This window comes from Solihabitans fulvus (assembly GCF_008386585.1).
Taxonomy (GTDB): domain Bacteria; phylum Actinomycetota; class Actinomycetes; order Mycobacteriales; family Pseudonocardiaceae; genus Solihabitans; species Solihabitans fulvus.
Genome location: NZ_VUOB01000013.1, coordinates 32087 through 46287, shown reverse-complemented (window position 1 = coordinate 46287; position 14201 = coordinate 32087). Strand labels below are relative to the sequence as shown.

Here is a 14201-nt window from a genome sequence, read left to right as displayed (position 1 = left end):
GTAGAGCTGCCGGAAACCCGGCGACTCAGCCCGTCAGGAAGCGGCGCAACACGTCCGCGCAGCGGCGGATCTGCGCGGCAGGCGCGTACTCGTTCTGCTTGTGCGCCAACAGCGGGTCGCCAGGTCCGTAGTTCACCGCCGGTACGCCGAGCGCGGCGAACCTGGCCACGTCCGTCCAGCCGAGCTTGGCCACCGGCTCGCCGCCGGCCGCCGCCACGAGCTCCCGCGCGGCCGGCGCGCCGAGTCCTGGCAGCGCGCCCCCGGCGAAGTCGACCACGGTGACGTCGAAGCCGTCGAACACCTCGCGCAGGTGCGCCTCGGCGTCGGCGACCGAGCGGTCCGGCGCGAACCGGTGGTTGATGGTGACCACGCACTCGTCCGGCACCACGTTCCCCGCGACGCCGCCCGCGATCCGCACCGCCTGGAGGCCCTCCCGGTAGTGGCAGCCGTCGATCTCCACCCTGCGCGGCTCGTAGGACTCCAGCCGCCGCAACGCCTCGCCCGCCGCGTGGATCGCGTTCACGCCCATCCAGGCCCGCGCGGGGTGCGCCCGCACGCCCGTGGTGCGCAGCTCGATCCGCATGGTGCCCTGGCAGCCGGCCTCGACCACGCCGTTGGACGGCTCGCCGACGATCGCCAGGTCGCCTGCCAGCCAGTCCGGCAGGTCCCGTTCGATGCGGCCGAGGCCGTTGCGCGTCGCCTCGATCTCCTCGCAGTCGTAGAACACGAAGGTCAGGTCGTGCCGTGGCGCGGTGAGCGTCGCGGCGAGGTGCAGGAACACCGCGTCGCCGCCCTTCATGTCGACGGTGCCACAGCCGTGCAGCAGCTCGTCCTCGCCGGAACCGGTGCGCCGCAACGGCAGATTGTCGTTCAGCGGCACGGTGTCCAGGTGCCCGGCGAGCACCACGCGGGCCGGCAGGCCGAGGTTGGTGCGGGCGAGCACGGTGTTGCCGGAGCGGACGACCTCCAGGTGCGGGGCCTGCTCGACGAGCGCGCGCTGCACCGCGTCAGCCAGCTCCGCCTCCTCGCCGGAGACGCTGGGGGTGTTCACCAGCGCGACGGTCAGCTCGACGGGATCGGCGGAGAGGTTCAGTTCAACGGACACGCACGCACCGTACCCATCGGCGAGGGGGCTAGCCTCGCGGTGTGATTGGCCGGGGTGTTGTCGCGGTGGCTGTGTTCCTGACGCTGGTTGCGGGATGCTCGTCCGGGTCGGATGGTCCGCAGACCACCCCTACCCACTCGGCCGACCCGGTGCAGGCCGAGCGGCTCCTGGTGAAGGTCAGGGCGCTGGAGGCCGACCAGTGCCAGACGGTCGCCGCCGAGCGGGTGGTGCACGACTGCGCGAGGTACGTCGCCCAGGTCGCCATCGCGACCGGTGACCTGCGCGCCCAGCTGGCCGGCAACAGCGCGGGCCTCGACGCGGTGCAGGCGCTCCAGGCCGGCGCGGACGCCTACCAGCAGAATTCGTGCGACGCGTCCGACGCGCCGGTGCCGACCTGCACGCAGGCCCTGAACGCCATGCGCACCGCGCTACCCCGCGTCGAGACCGGCCTCACCACCAAGTAGCCGCACTCCGGCGACGCCGCGGCGGGCGGCCCGGCTACCGTGGTGCCGTGAGCAGCGCAGTTGTGGACATCGACCCCACGAGCACCGGCGCGCACGCCGTCGGCCTCGCCACCCTGACCCCCGACGGCACGGTGCTGGACACCTGGTTCCCGGCGCCCGAACTCGGCGATCCGCCTGCCCATGGCACCGAGCGGCTGTCCACCGAGGACGCCGTCGCCGCGCTCGGTGCGGACGTGGCCGGGCTGCTCGGCCCCGATCCGGCGCGCGGCGTCGAGGTCGTCGCGGTGCGGACCGGGATCGCCAAGCTGGCCGACGTGCCCGCCGACACCCACGACGTGTGGCTGCGGCTACACCTGTTGTCGCACAGGCTGATCCGGCCGCACGGTCAGAGCCTCGACGGCATCTTCGGCCTGCTCGCCAACGTGGTGTGGACCAACCACGGCCCGTGCGCGGTGGACGGCTTCGAGGCGACCAGGCTGCGGCTGCGGTCGCGCGGGCAGGTGACCGTGTACGGCGTGGACAAGTTCCCGAGGATGGTCGACTACGTGCTGCCGACCGGGGTCCGCATCGCCGACGCCGACCGGGTGCGGCTCGGCGCGCACCTGGCCGCCGGCACGACCGTGATGCACGAGGGCTTCGTCAACTTCAACGCCGGCACGCTGGGCGCCTCGATGGTCGAGGGCCGGATCTCGGCAGGCGTGGTGGTCGGCGACGGATCCGACGTCGGCGGCGGCGCGTCGATCATGGGCACGTTGTCCGGTGGCGGCAAGGAGACCATCTCGCTCGGCGAGCGCTGCCTGCTCGGCGCGAACGCCGGGGTCGGTATCTCGCTCGGCGACGACTGCGTGGTGGAGGCCGGCCTGTACGTGACGGCGGGCACCAAGGTCGCGCTCGCCGACGGCCGCGTGGTCAAGGCGCGCGAGCTGTCCGGGGCCTCGGGCTTCCTGCTGCGCCGCAACTCCACCACGGGCGCCGTGGAAGCGGTGTCCCGCAAGGGAACCGGCATCGAACTCAACGCCGCGCTGCACTCCAACGACTGACGTTCCACCGCCCCGCCGACGATCCCGGGACCGTCGCCGAGCCTGCCCAGGCTCGGCGACGGTCCCGTTCTCGTCTCACGCTGCCCCGGCTACGCGCCGCTGTCCCAGTGGGCTGCGGCGGCGTCGAGCGCGCCAAACAGCCTGCGCGCCAACGGGGTCATCGCCGCGCGGATCGAGTCGGCCGGTTCGCCCGCGACCAGCAGGCGGCGGGCCTCCTGGTCGAGCACGCGGTCGACGGCGGAGGCGAGCGCGGCGACCAGCCTCGGGCGCAGCGGGTCTCCCGGCGTCGGCTCGCGCTCGGCGAGCGTCGCGGCGAGCAGCTCCTCGCGCTCCCGGCGCAGCTCGAGTTCGCGCCCGCGCAGCGCGGGGCTGGCGTCCAGCGCCCTGAGGTACTCGACGCTCTGCGGGAGCAGGCCGACGGCCTGGTAGCCGTCGAGCAGCCGCAGGTAGCCGTCGGCCAGGGCCTGCGCGACCGACTCGCCCGGCCGACGGTCGCGGACGGCGGTGCTGGGCAGCGCCACGAAGTCGGCGCGTTCCTGGAGGAACAGGTCCTCCTTGGTGGGGAAGTGGTTGAACACCGTCTGGACGGCCACGTCGGCCTCCCTGGCGACATCGGCGACGGTGACCGCGTCGAAGCCCCTGGCCAGGAACAGCCGCATGGCCGCCGCGCCGATGGCCTGCCGGGTCTGCTGCTTCTTCCGATCCCGCCGGCCGGTCGTCGTCTCTGCCATGGCGCAGAGCGTAGGTCGCGGCTCCCTCGACTACACGATTGGTGTGACACCAGTCATGTAGCAACCATAAAAATGTAGTGACTACAGTCTCGTGACATGAACGCATCGTTCCGGCACTGGAGCCCGGCCCGGATCCTGGTCGCCGTCATGGCCGTCGAGACCGGGCTCGGCGCACTCGTCTTCGACCTGGTCCTGCCCGACACGGCCGACCAGCACATGTTCAACGGCAACTGGCCCCCGCACGCCAAGTTCCACGACGCGCAGTACATCGTGATGTCGCTGCTGATCGGCGCCCTCGCGCTCGTGCTGCTCGCCAGGAGGCGGGGCGACACGCATACGAACCTGCTGCTGGCGGCCGGCATCTCGGCGATCCCGTGGGCGAGCATGCTGCCCGCCATGCTGTTTCCCGGCACCGCCACCTACGACCCGGAGTTCCGAGGCGCGACCCGGTTCGTGCTCGGCATGCACGGCCAGGTTTTCGAGGCGCTGCTGACGCTGGTGCTCCTCGCCGTCGCGGTACTGCTCGCCACCGCGGGTCGGCGAAGGGCCGCCGCCTGAGGCCGTCGCCGTTCGGCCGTCCCGACGGCGGCCGTTGCAACAGTTCGCACCATCGAGCTAAGAATCGAGCGTGGACCGCCACCGAGCCAATTCCTGTCGGTGACGGTCCATAGCGTCGCAGACATGACCTTGCCGCTGTCAGGCAACCAACTGAAGAAACTGACCCGACGACTCCGCGACAGGACTGCTCAGCCTGCCGACCGGAGCGCGCTTGACGAGGTGCTGCTCTACTACGCCGACGTTCCGGCCAGGGCATATCACGATGTCGAAGCCCTGTGCGCGGACCTGCCTCACGCGCGCCCGATGGCACCGCGAGTGAAGACCCTGAAAACCACGCTGGAGAAGCTCGACCGCCACGCGCATCTCCACTCCATCGCCCAGATCAGGGATCTCGCCGGCCTGCGCGTTGTCGTGCACGGCCCCCGTACCGACCAGGACGAGGTGGTCCGCCAGACAGCAGAACTGTTCACCACCGAGGCACATACGCCCAAGCTGATCGACCGCCGCATTGATCCGCGTGAGGGATACCGCGCCGTGCACCTGGAGGTGCAGCGCGACGGGATTCTGATCGAGGTGCAGGTCAGGACAGAGCTGCAACACCGCTGGGCTGAACAGTTCGAGCAAACGTCCGACAAGCTCGGCAGGGCCTTCGATATGGCGAATGGCCTGCCGACTCGGCTGCGGTCTCCAGTGCCCAGCCCCTGGTCCATCTGCTCCGCATGCTCGCTGGTCAGATTGACGCCATCGAACGGGCCGAGGCTGAAACCGCGACAGGGACACCTGCCACCGGGAAGTCCCGTAGCGAGGTCCTGAGCAGACTCAATGACGTCCAAACGATGCTGGAGTCGCTACGATGACTGACATGGTGCATGTCGTGCTCGTCTATCAGCGGGAAGCCGGTCGGCTCCTGCTGGAAGAGCCGTACGACGACCTTCACACAGCCATGCGCCGTCGGTTCGCGCTGGAGCGCACGTCCGAGTACGACGACATGGAAATCGTTGTCCTCAGCGCCGACTCCACAGAGACACTGCGCGAAACCCATGGCCGCTACTTCCTCAGCTCGGCTGAGCTGATCCAGCGGTTCAGGGACGTCGTCGCGGCGGCCTGAGCTGCTGAAGTCCAGCGGACATACCGGAAGTACCGCCCAATTGCCCTGGGCGTGATCTGCCTCACGGCACCTAGACTGGTGTGCCATGGAAACCGGCGAGTCGACGGCCGTGCCGCAGCTGGTCCGCGCGGCTGTTCGGGAGCGCCTCGCGGCGCTCCGCCACTACGAGGACGGCGCGGCGTTCGGGGACGATCCCGAGGACCTGCACCAGATGCGGGTGGCCGTTCGGCGGCTTCGGGCGGTGCTCGCGGTGGCCTCGGACGAACTGGCCGCGGACTGGGCAGCCGGGCTGCGCGCCGAGCTGCGGTGGCTCGGCCAGACGCTCGGGCCGGTGCGGGACGCGGACGTCCTGCTCGACGCCCTGCTGACCGAGGCCGCCGGTTTCCCGCCCAAGGAGCAGGCCGCGGTCGAGTCGCTGCTGGCGACCCTGCGGACCGAACGAAAGCAGGCAAGGAAACGGCTGCGGCTGGCCCTGCGCAGTCCCCGCTACACCCGCCTGTTGCGGTCGGTCGCCTCGGCCGAGGCCGGTGTGCTCGGCACCCCGGACGCTCCCCCGCTGCACATCCTCGACCGGCCGTTGCGCGCGCTGCGGCGGGCCGTCGACCGGGCTGGCGAGCATCCGTCGGACGAGGCGCTGCACGAGATCCGGATCAAGGGCAAGCGGCTGCGCTACACGGCCGAGCTGGTGGCGCCGGTCGGGGGAAAGGCCGCGCGGGAGCTGGTCGCCGCGACCCGCGCGCTCCAGGAGGTGCTCGGCGCGCACCAGGACTCGGTGGTCGCCGAGGCCGAGGTGCGGAGACTGTTGACCGCCTCTGTCTCTGCCTCCAACTCGGCTAGGCGCGCCGACGCGACCGCGTTCGTGGCGGGCCGGCTGGTCGAGCGGGCCTGCGCGCGCCGCTCGGTGTACGTGGCGGACTGGCCTGCCGCGTGGACGGAGGTGGATCGGCGGGCCCGGCTGGTGCTGGGCAGGTCCGAACTCACGACCCCGCTGCTGAACTCGCGACTCGCCCGCAAGGGCAGGACAGCGACTCGGTGAGACGTCGGCGCGATCCGGACAGCTAGCTGGTGAGACGTACGGCCGCCGCCGCGACCCGCTCGTCCGACGCGGTCAGCGCGATCCGGACGAACTCCGCGCCCGCCGGGCCGTAGAACGTGCCAGGCGCGGCCAGGATGCCGCGCTCGGCGAGCCAGTCGATGGTCTGCCACGCGCCCTCGGACCGGGTCGCCCACAGGTACAGCCCGGCCTCGGAGTGCCGCACGGTGAAACCCGCGGCCCGCAGCGCCGGCAGCAGCACGGCTCGGCGCGCGAAGTAGCGGTCCCGCTGCTCGGCGACGTGCACGTCGTCGGCCATCGCCGAGGTGATCGCGGCCTGCACTGGCCGGGGCACGATCATCCCGGCGTGCTTGCGCACCTCAAGCAGGCCGGCGACCAGCCCGGGATCGCCGGTGACGAAGCCGGCCCGATAACCGGCGAGGCTGGAGGACTTGGACAGCGAGTGCACCGCGAGCAGGCCGTCGATCCGTCCACTGTGGATGGACGAGTGCAGCACGGACACCGGATCGGCCGACCAGCCGAGTGCCAGGTAGCACTCGTCCGAGGCGACCACCGCGCCGACCGAACGGGCCGCCTCGACCGAGGCGGCCATGGCCTCGGCGTCGAGCACCCGGCCCGTCGGGTTGGACGGCGAGTTCAGCCAGACCAGCGCGGTGCCGGCAGGCGGGGCCTCCCCGTCGGCGAGCCGCACGACCTCGGCCCCGGCCAGCCGCGCGCCGACCTCGTAGGTCGGGTAGGCCAGCTCGGGGATGGCGACGATGTCGCCCCTGCCGACCCCGAGCAGGGTGGGCAGCCAGGCGACCAGTTCCTTGGAGCCGATGGTCGGCAGCACCGCAGCCTCGTCCAGCCCGTCGATCCCGTGCCGCCGCCGCAACCCCTCGACGACCGCGGCGCGCAGCTGCGGGGTGCCGTGGGTGGCCGGGTAGCCGGGCTGGTCGGCGACGGAACCCAGCGCGTCCTGGAGGAGCTGGGGAACCGGGTCGACCGGGGTGCCGACGGACAGGTCGACCAGGCCGTCGGGGTGCGAACGCGCCCTGGCGGCCTGGTCGGCCAACGAGTCCCAGGGGAAGTCCGGCAGCGCCGGCCCCCTGCGTACTGCTGTGCGGTCGAAAATCGTGCCCTCGCTGCGGTTAGGTCACTCGCCCTGGGGCGGGAGGTTCTTGATCAGCTCCGGGTCGGCGCTGACCTTGCCGACCTTGGAAGCACCACCCGGCGAACCGAGCTCGTTGAAGAAGTCGACGTTGGCCTTGGTGTAGTCCTTCCACTGGTCGGGGACGTCGTCCTCGTAGTAGATGGCCTCGACCGGACAGACCGGCTCACAGGCACCGCAGTCGACACACTCGTCGGGGTGGATGTAGAGCATCCTGTCGCCCTCGTAGATGCAGTCGACGGGGCACTCTTCGATGCACGCCTTGTCGAGTACGTCGACGCAGGGCTCGGCGATCACATAGGTCACTGGGCTCTCCTGCTCCTGTTCCGGTCCGGCCGCGCAAGCGGGAGGGTACGCGGCACGCTCTTCAGTATCCCTCTCGCCGAGCGGATCCCTCCCCCGACCCAGTGATATCGGAGTCGTGCGGTAAATCACAAGCTGGCCGAACGGCTCACCGGGCACCATGCGGGGCGTGGACCCGACCGTGCTTCTCGAACACCACTGCGCCGACGCGTGGCCCGCCCTGGTGGACCAGCCCCTTGGCCAGTGGCGACTGCGCGCGGCTGGCGGCTTCACCGGGCGTGCGAACAGCGCCCTGGCCACGGGCGACCCCGGGATCCCGGTGCCCGAGGCGCTGCGGCTGGCCATCGGATTCGCCGATGGGCACGGCATCGCCCCGCTGGCGATGGCGGTCCTGGACTCCGTCACAGAGAAGGAGATCGCCGACGCGGGGTGGCGGATGAGCGCGCACGACCCCGGCGAGCCCGGTGTCGCGGTGCTGACCGGCGGCCTCGCCGGACTGCGCGACGCGGACCCGGCCGGTGCCGATCTGACCGGCATCGACCCGACCGGCACCCACCCGAGCGGCGCGATCGTGCGCGGCACGGCGTCGGAGGGCTGGCTGGCGCTGGCCGAGGGCGGCGAGCCGAGCGCGGCCGCGCTGCACGTGCTGACCGGCGGGACCACCGTGGGCTTCGGCTCGATGGCGGTGGGAGGCGAGACGGTCGGCGTGGTGCGCGGCGCGATCGTCGGCGACCTCCTGCACATCAGCAGGCTGGCGGTGCGCGCGGACCACCGCAGGCGGGGCCTGGCCAGGACGCTGCTCGCGGCGCTCGCCGGCTGGGCGCTGGCGCTGGGCGCGTCGCGGTGCGTGCTCCAGGTGGCTGACCCGAACGACGCCGCCATGCGGCTCTACGTCTCGCTCGGCTGCATCGAGCACCACCGCTACCGCTACTGGTCGCCGGCGGGCGCCTGACGCGTCTGGGGCGTGGCTGTGCCCCGAGAGCTATTCACGGCGAATAGGCGCAGTGGCCTTACGCGTCGGGGGCGTGGCCTTGCCGATGGCGCCGCCGAGCGCGATCGCGCCGGGCAGCGCGCCCCCGCCGAGCAGCAGCAGCGTCCGCCAGTCGGCGAGCAGCATGGTGTTCGCGCTCGGCCCGACGAAGCCGAGCACCCCGAGGGTCAGCAGCCAGACGAACAACGGCGCGCCGGCCACCGCGAGCCTCGGCGCGGCCTTGGCCGCGCTGACCACCATCCACGGCGTGGTGACGGCGGCGAGCAGCGCGGTGATCGGGAAGGGCAGGTCGCCGATCTTCGGCAACAACGTGCCGTCCAGCCGCAGCGGCAGGAAGAACAGCTCGATGGTGGCGAGCGCCGCGGCGTCGACCAGGAGGAGCACGAACAGCGCCCAGTCCGGGTACCGGCGGATCTCGCGTACCGCCCTGACGACGGTCATCGGTCCTGGGCCGGCTCACCGCCCGGCAGGCCGAGCCCGCCGAACAGGTCGGCCGAGGTGCCCTCGACGGGCCCCCTGGCCAGCACGTAGTACTCGGCGTCGACGACCGGCTGGGCGATCCCGTTGGACAGCGCGTAGCTCGCGCCGCCGGTGTCGTCCTGCCACACGCTGATCTGCGTCGCGTGCGCGCGCAGGGCGCGCAGCTTGGCCGACAGGTGCCCGACGATGTCGATCACGGTGGTGATCTGCTCGTCCTCCACGACCGGCAGCTCGCCGGGCTCCGGCAGCCGGAACGGGAGGCCGGCCAGGTCGGCGAGCGCGGCCGCGCCGTCCTCGGTGGCCCGCTTGGAGGTCACGGCGTGGAACACGCGGTCGACGTCGGCGCAGTCGGCCGCGGCGGCCGTGGTGATGTCGTGGGCCCGGATGTGGTCGGGATGGCCGTAGCCGCCGAAGGCGTCGTAGGTCACCACGACCTGCGGGCGGACCTCCCGCAGGATCACCGTCAGCTCGGCGACCTGCTGCTCGATCCCGCCTGCGACGAAGGCCCGCTGGTGCCGGTTGGCCGGGACACCGGCCATGCCGGAGTCGCGCCAGCGGCCGATGCCGCCGAGAAACCGGTGGTCGGTGACGCCGAGCGCGGCGCAGGCGGAGCGCAGTTCGGCGACCCGGTAGCCGCCGAGCTGGTCGGCCGAGTCGGCGGCCAGTTCGCGCAGGCCGTCGGGAATGATCTCGCCCTCTTCGCCGAGGGTGCAGGTGACCACCGTGACGTGCACGCCCTGCGCCGCGTAACGGGCGATCGTGCCGCCCGTCCACAGGCTCTCGTCGTCGGGATGCGCGTGCACCAGGAGCAACCTGGGCGGGGCGGTGAGCGTCACCGGATCAGCGTAGTTCCCTGGCCGGGGCGGGCCCATGGTGCCTGTAGTTCACGGCGCCGTGGGCCCGCCCCCGCGTGATCAGAGGACCGAACGCTCCTCGGCGAAGTGGCACGCCGAGAACGTGCCGTCGCCGTGCTGTTCGAGCTTGGGCTCCTCGGCGGCGCAGATGTCCTGCGCCTTCCAGCACCGCGTCCGGAACCGGCAGCCCGACGGCGGGTTGACCGGGCTTGGCACGTCACCGGTGAGGACGACGCGCTGCCGGCTGCGCTCCTGCTTCGGGTCCGGCACCGGAACGGCCGACAGCAACGCCTGGGTGTAGGGGTGCATCGGCCGGTTGTAGATGTCCTCGCGCTCGCCGATCTCCACGATCTTGCCCAGGTACATCACCGCGACACGGTCCGAGATGTGCCGGACGACGGACAGGTCGTGCGCGACGAACAGGTAGGCCAGCCCGAGCCGTTCCTGTAGCTCCTCGAGCAGGTTCACCACACCGGCCTGCACCGAGACGTCCAGCGCCGACACCGGCTCGTCGAGCACGACGAGCTTGGGGTTGAGCGCGAGGGCCCGCGCGATGCCGATGCGCTGCCGCTGGCCGCCGGAGAACTCGTGTGCGTACCGGTTGCGGTGCTCCGGGTTGAGCCCGACGAGCTCCATCAGCTCGTTCACCCGGTGCTGGATGCTCGCGGAGCCCTTGTACGCGGCGCTGCCGTGGATCCGGAACGGCTCCGAGATGATCTCGTTGACCTGCCACCTCGGGTTCAGCGAGGCGTAGGGGTCCTGGAACACGATCTGCATGTCCCTGCGGATCCCGCGCAGCTGCTTGCCGCGCAGCCCGGTCAGCTCCTTGCCCTGGAACTTCACCGAGCCCGAGGTCGGCTTGTGCAGCTGGAGGATGGCGCGTCCGGTCGTGGACTTGCCGCAGCCGGACTCGCCGACCAGGCCGAGGGTCTCCCCCTGGAACAGGTCCAGGCTGATCCCGGAGACGGCCTGCACCTGGCCGATGGTGCGCGGGATGATCCCGCCGCCACGCACCGGGAAGGACTTCACCAGGTCGGTGACCTGGAGCAGGGGCTGCTCCCCTGGCTCCCGGCTCTTCGCGGTGGCCGCGCTGTGCGTCGACGTGCTCATGAGGTCGGCTTCTCCTCTTCCTGCATCCGCGCTTCCACGTCGGCGGTCTTCTCGGCGACGGGCATGTCCGGGTTGGCGATGGTCAACGCGGCGGGGTTCTCCACGATGCCGATCTCCTCGTGCGCGAACAGCTTCTGCGGATTCTCGATGGTGGCCAGGTGCGCCGAGCGGTGGCAGCGGCTGAAGTGGCCGAGCCGGTCGGTCTCCACCAGCTCGGGTTCGACCGCCTTGCACTCGTCGACGACCAGCGGGCACCTCGGCGAGAAGGCGCAGCCCTGCGGGAGGTTCATCAGCGAGGGCGGCGCGCCCTGGATCGGGGTGAGCCGCTTGCCGAGCAGGCTCGGGTTGGGGATCGACCCGAGCAGCCCGACGGTGTAGGGCATCCTCGGCGCCTCGAAGACCTCGACGACGGGGCCCTGCTCGACGACCGTGCCGCCGTACATGACCTGCACGCGGTCGACCATGCCGGCGACGACGCCGAGGTCGTGCGTGATGATCACGATGCCGGCGTTCGTCTCGTCCCTGATCTTCAGCAGCGTGTCCAGGATCTGCGCCTGGACGGTCACGTCGAGGGCCGTGGTCGGCTCGTCGGCGATGATCACCTCGGGGTCGTTGATGATCGACATCGCGATCATCACCCGCTGCCGCATGCCGCCGGAGAACTCGTGCGGATACTGCGCCGCACGACGGTCCGGCTGCGGGATGTCCACCAGTTCGAGCGCCTCGACCGCCTTCGCCCACGCCGCCTTCTTGGAGACGTCGTGGTGCGCCCGGTAGGCCTCGGCGAGCTGCCAGCCCACCGTGTAGACCGGGTTCAGCGAGGACATCGGGTCCTGGAAGATCATCGAGATGCCGTTGCCGCGGACCGACTGCATCTGCTTGTAGCTCAGGCCGACCAGCTCGCGGTCCTTGAACTTGATCGAGCCGCCGATCCGCGCGGTCTTGGGCAGCAGGCCCATGATCGCCATCGACGACACCGACTTGCCGGAGCCCGACTCGCCGACGACGCCGAGCACCTCGCGAGCGCCGAGCGAGAAGGACACCTTGCGGACCGCGCGGACCACGCCGTCGTCGGTGGGGAACTCGACCGAGAGGTCGTCGACGACGAGCAGCTTGTCGTCGGTGTAGGTGTGGTCGCCAGACTGCGGCGAGCCCATCACATCCAGCTCCGTCATGCCTTCACCCTCTTCTGCCTCGGGTCGAAGGCGTCCCGAAGACCATCACCAATGAAGTTCACCGACAGCGAGATCAACACGATGAACACGAACGGGATGAAGAACAGCCACGGGTGGATGGTGAACTCGTTCTTGTTCTGGCTGATCAGCAGGCCGAGCGAGGTGTCGGGCGTCTGCACGCCGAGGCCGATGAACGACAGCGCCGCTTCCAGCAGCACGGCCTGCGCGATCGCCAGCGTCGCGTTCACGATGATCACGTCGATGGTGTTGGGCAGGATGTGCTTGAACACGATCCGCCTGGTCGGCGCGCCCAGAGCGCGGGCGGCCTCGACGAACTCCTTCTCCCGCAGCGACAGCACCATGCCGCGGATCGTCCTGGCCACGCTCATCCAACTGGTGAAGCCGATGTAGAGCGCGACGAGCAACCAGTTGCTGCCCTGCGAGCCGGTCTTGGTGGCTTCCAGCAGGAAGGTGCTCCTGGTCATCGCGGCGGCGATGACCAGCGCCGGCAGCACGAGCATCAGGTCGATGAACCGGCTGATCAGCGCGTCGACCCAACCCCGCAGGTACCCGGCGAGCGCGCCGAGCACCACGCCGAGCCCGGTGGCGATCACCGCGACCACCATGGCGATCTGGAGCGAGAACTGCATGCCGCGCATCACCTGCGCGAACATGTCCTCACCGATGTGACCGGTGCCGAACGGGTGGTCGCCGCCCGGCGTCACGTACCGGCCGAGGTTCAGGTCGGTGTAGCTGTACTTCCACACCGAGCCGCCGATGAAGGCCAGCAGCACCAACGCGACGAACACGATCATGCCGAACACGGCGGCCTTGTGCCGGAAGAAGCGGCGCAGGATGACCTGCCACTGCTTGCGCGCCGTGGTGGTGTCGAACTGGCTCGCCTCCGGACTCGCCGGCGGCTGCGCGACGGGCGAGATGACGTCAGTCAAGGCGGATCCTCGGGTCAAGGAACGCGTACAGCACGTCCGCGATCAGGTTGAACAGAACGACGAACACGGCCGTCGACATCATCAGGCCGAGCACCATGTACGGCTCGAGCTTGGTGATGGAGTCGACGAGCAGCTTGCCCATGCCGGACCAGCCGAACACCGTCTCGGTGATCACCGCGCCGCCGACGAGGGCGCCGAAGTTCAGCGAGGCCACGGTGGCGATCGGGATCAGCGCGTTGCGGTACGCGTGCTTGAAGACGACCCGCGCCTGGGAGATGCCCTTCGCCTGCGCGGTGCGCACGTAGTCCTGGTTCAGCACGTCCAGCATCGAGGCACGCTGGAAGCGGCTGTAGAGCGCGAACTGGACCGACACCAGGCAGATGGTCGGCAGGATGTACGCGCCGGTGTACTGGAATATCTGTTGGCCTATACCGCCGGTGAACCCGCCGACAGGCGGCCCCGAGGTCACGATCCATCTGTTCGAGGCGTCCCCGGTGACGCTCTCCAGCCAGTTGTTGAGCTGGATGCCCCCGTTCTTCAGGATGAGGGCGATACAGAACAACGGCATCGAGAACATCGTGAACGCAAAACCGGTCGCCCCGTAGTCGAATATCGAATACTGTCGGACCGCGCCGATCACACCGATCAGCATGCCGAGGATGAGCGCGATGATCTCCGAGCCGATCACCAGCTTGCTCGTCGTCCAGAACGCGTCGATGACCTTGGGCTTGACCTTCTCGCCGGCGTTGCCGGGGGTCACGGTCTCGCCCCAGTCGCCCTGCACGAAGTGCTCGGCCCAGTTCACGTAGCGGGGAATCAGCGGCTTGTCGTAGCCGGTACGGGCGTAGGCGGCCGAGATCTCGGCCGGGGTGCGTGGCTTCTGTAGCTTCCACTCACCCAGCGGGTCACCCATCACCGAGGTGAGCGCGAAGCAGAGGAAAGAAGCGACGATCAGCATCGGGATGGAAATCAGGATGCGGCGAATAATATAACGAAACACGGGGGAGGCCTCCTCAACGCCCGCCAGCGGGGATTGACCTTAGCGAGCCGGACATCGAGCAAGGGGGCTGGTGCTCGTGGCACCAGCCCCCCAGCCGAGTCATGCTGTTGTGCTGACCCTGACGAAAG

General features: G+C 70.3%; 17 protein-coding genes. 7 read left to right on the top strand and 10 right to left on the bottom strand.

What is annotated here, in order from left to right; genetic code table 11:
- Positions 1 to 25: 25 nt before the first annotated feature.
- Positions 26 to 1105, bottom strand: coding sequence for a succinyl-diaminopimelate desuccinylase (gene dapE, locus F0L68_RS08565; protein WP_149848941.1), 1080 nt, complete (start codon positions 1103 to 1105; stop codon positions 26 to 28).
- Between the two features lie 65 nt (positions 1106 to 1170).
- Here dapE and F0L68_RS08560 point away from each other — a divergent pair, with 65 nt between their 5' ends.
- Together F0L68_RS08560 and dapD are read left to right on the top strand one after the other, a co-directional pair.
- Positions 1171 to 1569, top strand: coding sequence for a hypothetical protein (locus F0L68_RS08560; protein ID WP_149848940.1), 399 nt, complete (start codon positions 1171 to 1173; stop codon positions 1567 to 1569).
- A 47-nt stretch (positions 1570 to 1616) separates the two neighbouring features.
- The gene (gene dapD / locus F0L68_RS08555) at positions 1617 to 2609 is read left to right on the top strand and encodes a 2,3,4,5-tetrahydropyridine-2,6-dicarboxylate N-succinyltransferase (protein WP_223198606.1); all 993 of its coding nucleotides are present in this window, start codon (positions 1617 to 1619) and stop codon (positions 2607 to 2609) included.
- 89 nt (positions 2610 to 2698) lie between these two features.
- On the opposite strand, the gene F0L68_RS08550 is transcribed toward dapD, so the two are convergent.
- Entirely contained in the window at positions 2699 to 3340 is a 642-nt protein-coding gene (locus F0L68_RS08550; protein ID WP_149848939.1) for a TetR/AcrR family transcriptional regulator, read from the bottom strand.
- A gap of 96 nt (positions 3341 to 3436) precedes the next feature.
- Here F0L68_RS08550 and F0L68_RS08545 point away from each other — a divergent pair, with 96 nt between their 5' ends.
- From F0L68_RS08545 to F0L68_RS08530, 4 genes are all read left to right on the top strand, one after another.
- Complete coding sequence (locus F0L68_RS08545) at positions 3437 to 3898, top strand: DUF6640 family protein (RefSeq protein ID WP_149848938.1); 462 nt, start codon at positions 3437 to 3439, stop codon at positions 3896 to 3898.
- Positions 3899 to 4021: 123 nt separating this feature from the next.
- Complete coding sequence (locus F0L68_RS08540; RefSeq protein ID WP_149848937.1) at positions 4022 to 4711, top strand: RelA/SpoT domain-containing protein; 690 nt, start codon at positions 4022 to 4024, stop codon at positions 4709 to 4711.
- 40 nt (positions 4712 to 4751) lie between these two features.
- Entirely contained in the window at positions 4752 to 5006 is a 255-nt protein-coding gene (locus tag F0L68_RS08535; RefSeq protein ID WP_149848936.1) for a hypothetical protein, read from the top strand.
- Positions 5007 to 5091: 85 nt separating this feature from the next.
- Positions 5092 to 6042, top strand: coding sequence for a CHAD domain-containing protein (locus tag F0L68_RS08530; protein ID WP_149848935.1), 951 nt, complete (start codon positions 5092 to 5094; stop codon positions 6040 to 6042).
- Positions 6043 to 6064: 22 nt separating this feature from the next.
- On the opposite strand, the gene dapC is transcribed toward F0L68_RS08530, so the two are convergent.
- On the bottom strand, positions 6065 to 7174 hold the full coding sequence (gene dapC, locus F0L68_RS08525) for a succinyldiaminopimelate transaminase (RefSeq protein WP_149848934.1): 1110 nt from the start codon (positions 7172 to 7174) through the stop codon (positions 6065 to 6067).
- 21 nt (positions 7175 to 7195) lie between these two features.
- On the bottom strand, positions 7196 to 7516 hold the full coding sequence (fdxA, locus tag F0L68_RS08520) for a ferredoxin (protein ID WP_149848933.1): 321 nt from the start codon (positions 7514 to 7516) through the stop codon (positions 7196 to 7198).
- Positions 7517 to 7682: 166 nt separating this feature from the next.
- Here fdxA and F0L68_RS08515 point away from each other — a divergent pair, with 166 nt between their 5' ends.
- Positions 7683 to 8465: a GNAT family N-acetyltransferase gene (locus F0L68_RS08515; protein ID WP_223198605.1), complete on the top strand. Its 783-nt coding sequence runs from the start codon at positions 7683 to 7685 to the stop codon at positions 8463 to 8465.
- A gap of 30 nt (positions 8466 to 8495) precedes the next feature.
- Here the strand turns inward: F0L68_RS08515 and F0L68_RS08510 are convergent, their stop codons facing one another.
- The 6 genes from F0L68_RS08510 to F0L68_RS08485 all read right to left on the bottom strand — a co-directional run bounded on the left by F0L68_RS08510 (position 8496) and on the right by F0L68_RS08485 (position 14073).
- Positions 8496 to 8945 carry a hypothetical protein gene (locus tag F0L68_RS08510; protein WP_149848931.1) on the bottom strand — a complete coding sequence of 150 codons (450 nt, stop codon included), beginning with the start codon at positions 8943 to 8945 and terminating at the stop codon, positions 8496 to 8498.
- Positions 8942 to 9820 (bottom strand): N-acetyl-1-D-myo-inositol-2-amino-2-deoxy-alpha-D-glucopyranoside deacetylase, encoded by an 879-nt coding sequence (gene mshB / locus F0L68_RS08505; protein ID WP_149848930.1) that lies wholly within the window; start codon positions 9818 to 9820, stop codon positions 8942 to 8944. The genes F0L68_RS08510 and mshB overlap by 4 nt, the downstream gene beginning before the upstream one ends.
- A gap of 78 nt (positions 9821 to 9898) precedes the next feature.
- On the bottom strand, positions 9899 to 10948 hold the full coding sequence (locus tag F0L68_RS08500; RefSeq protein WP_149848929.1) for an ABC transporter ATP-binding protein: 1050 nt from the start codon (positions 10946 to 10948) through the stop codon (positions 9899 to 9901).
- Positions 10945 to 12123: an ABC transporter ATP-binding protein gene (locus F0L68_RS08495; RefSeq protein WP_149848928.1), complete on the bottom strand. Its 1179-nt coding sequence runs from the start codon at positions 12121 to 12123 to the stop codon at positions 10945 to 10947. The genes F0L68_RS08500 and F0L68_RS08495 overlap by 4 nt, the downstream gene beginning before the upstream one ends.
- A complete protein-coding gene (locus tag F0L68_RS08490; RefSeq protein ID WP_149848927.1) occupies positions 12120 to 13073 on the bottom strand; it encodes an ABC transporter permease in 954 nt (317 codons plus the stop codon). Before F0L68_RS08490 ends, F0L68_RS08495 begins: the two co-directional genes overlap by 4 nt.
- Complete coding sequence (locus tag F0L68_RS08485) at positions 13066 to 14073, bottom strand: ABC transporter permease (protein ID WP_149848926.1); 1008 nt, start codon at positions 14071 to 14073, stop codon at positions 13066 to 13068. Before F0L68_RS08485 ends, F0L68_RS08490 begins: the two co-directional genes overlap by 8 nt.
- Between the last annotated feature and the right edge of the window lie 128 nt (positions 14074 to 14201).

Coding starts and splice junctions, on each gene's coding strand:
- F0L68_RS08550 (WP_149848939.1), bottom strand. CDS start 3,340: ATGGCAGAGACGACGACCGGCCGGCGGGATCGGAAGAAGCAGCAGACC.
- F0L68_RS08495 (WP_149848928.1), bottom strand. CDS start 12,123: ATGACGGAGCTGGATGTGATGGGCTCGCCGCAGTCTGGCGACCACACC.
- F0L68_RS08535 (WP_149848936.1), top strand. CDS start 4,752: ATGACTGACATGGTGCATGTCGTGCTCGTCTATCAGCGGGAAGCCGGT.
- F0L68_RS08530 (WP_149848935.1), top strand. CDS start 5,092: ATGGAAACCGGCGAGTCGACGGCCGTGCCGCAGCTGGTCCGCGCGGCT.
- F0L68_RS08500 (WP_149848929.1), bottom strand. CDS start 10,948: ATGAGCACGTCGACGCACAGCGCGGCCACCGCGAAGAGCCGGGAGCCA.
- F0L68_RS08540 (WP_149848937.1), top strand. CDS start 4,022: ATGACCTTGCCGCTGTCAGGCAACCAACTGAAGAAACTGACCCGACGA.
- F0L68_RS08510 (WP_149848931.1), bottom strand. CDS start 8,945: ATGACCGTCGTCAGGGCGGTACGCGAGATCCGCCGGTACCCGGACTGG.
- F0L68_RS08545 (WP_149848938.1), top strand. CDS start 3,437: ATGAACGCATCGTTCCGGCACTGGAGCCCGGCCCGGATCCTGGTCGCC.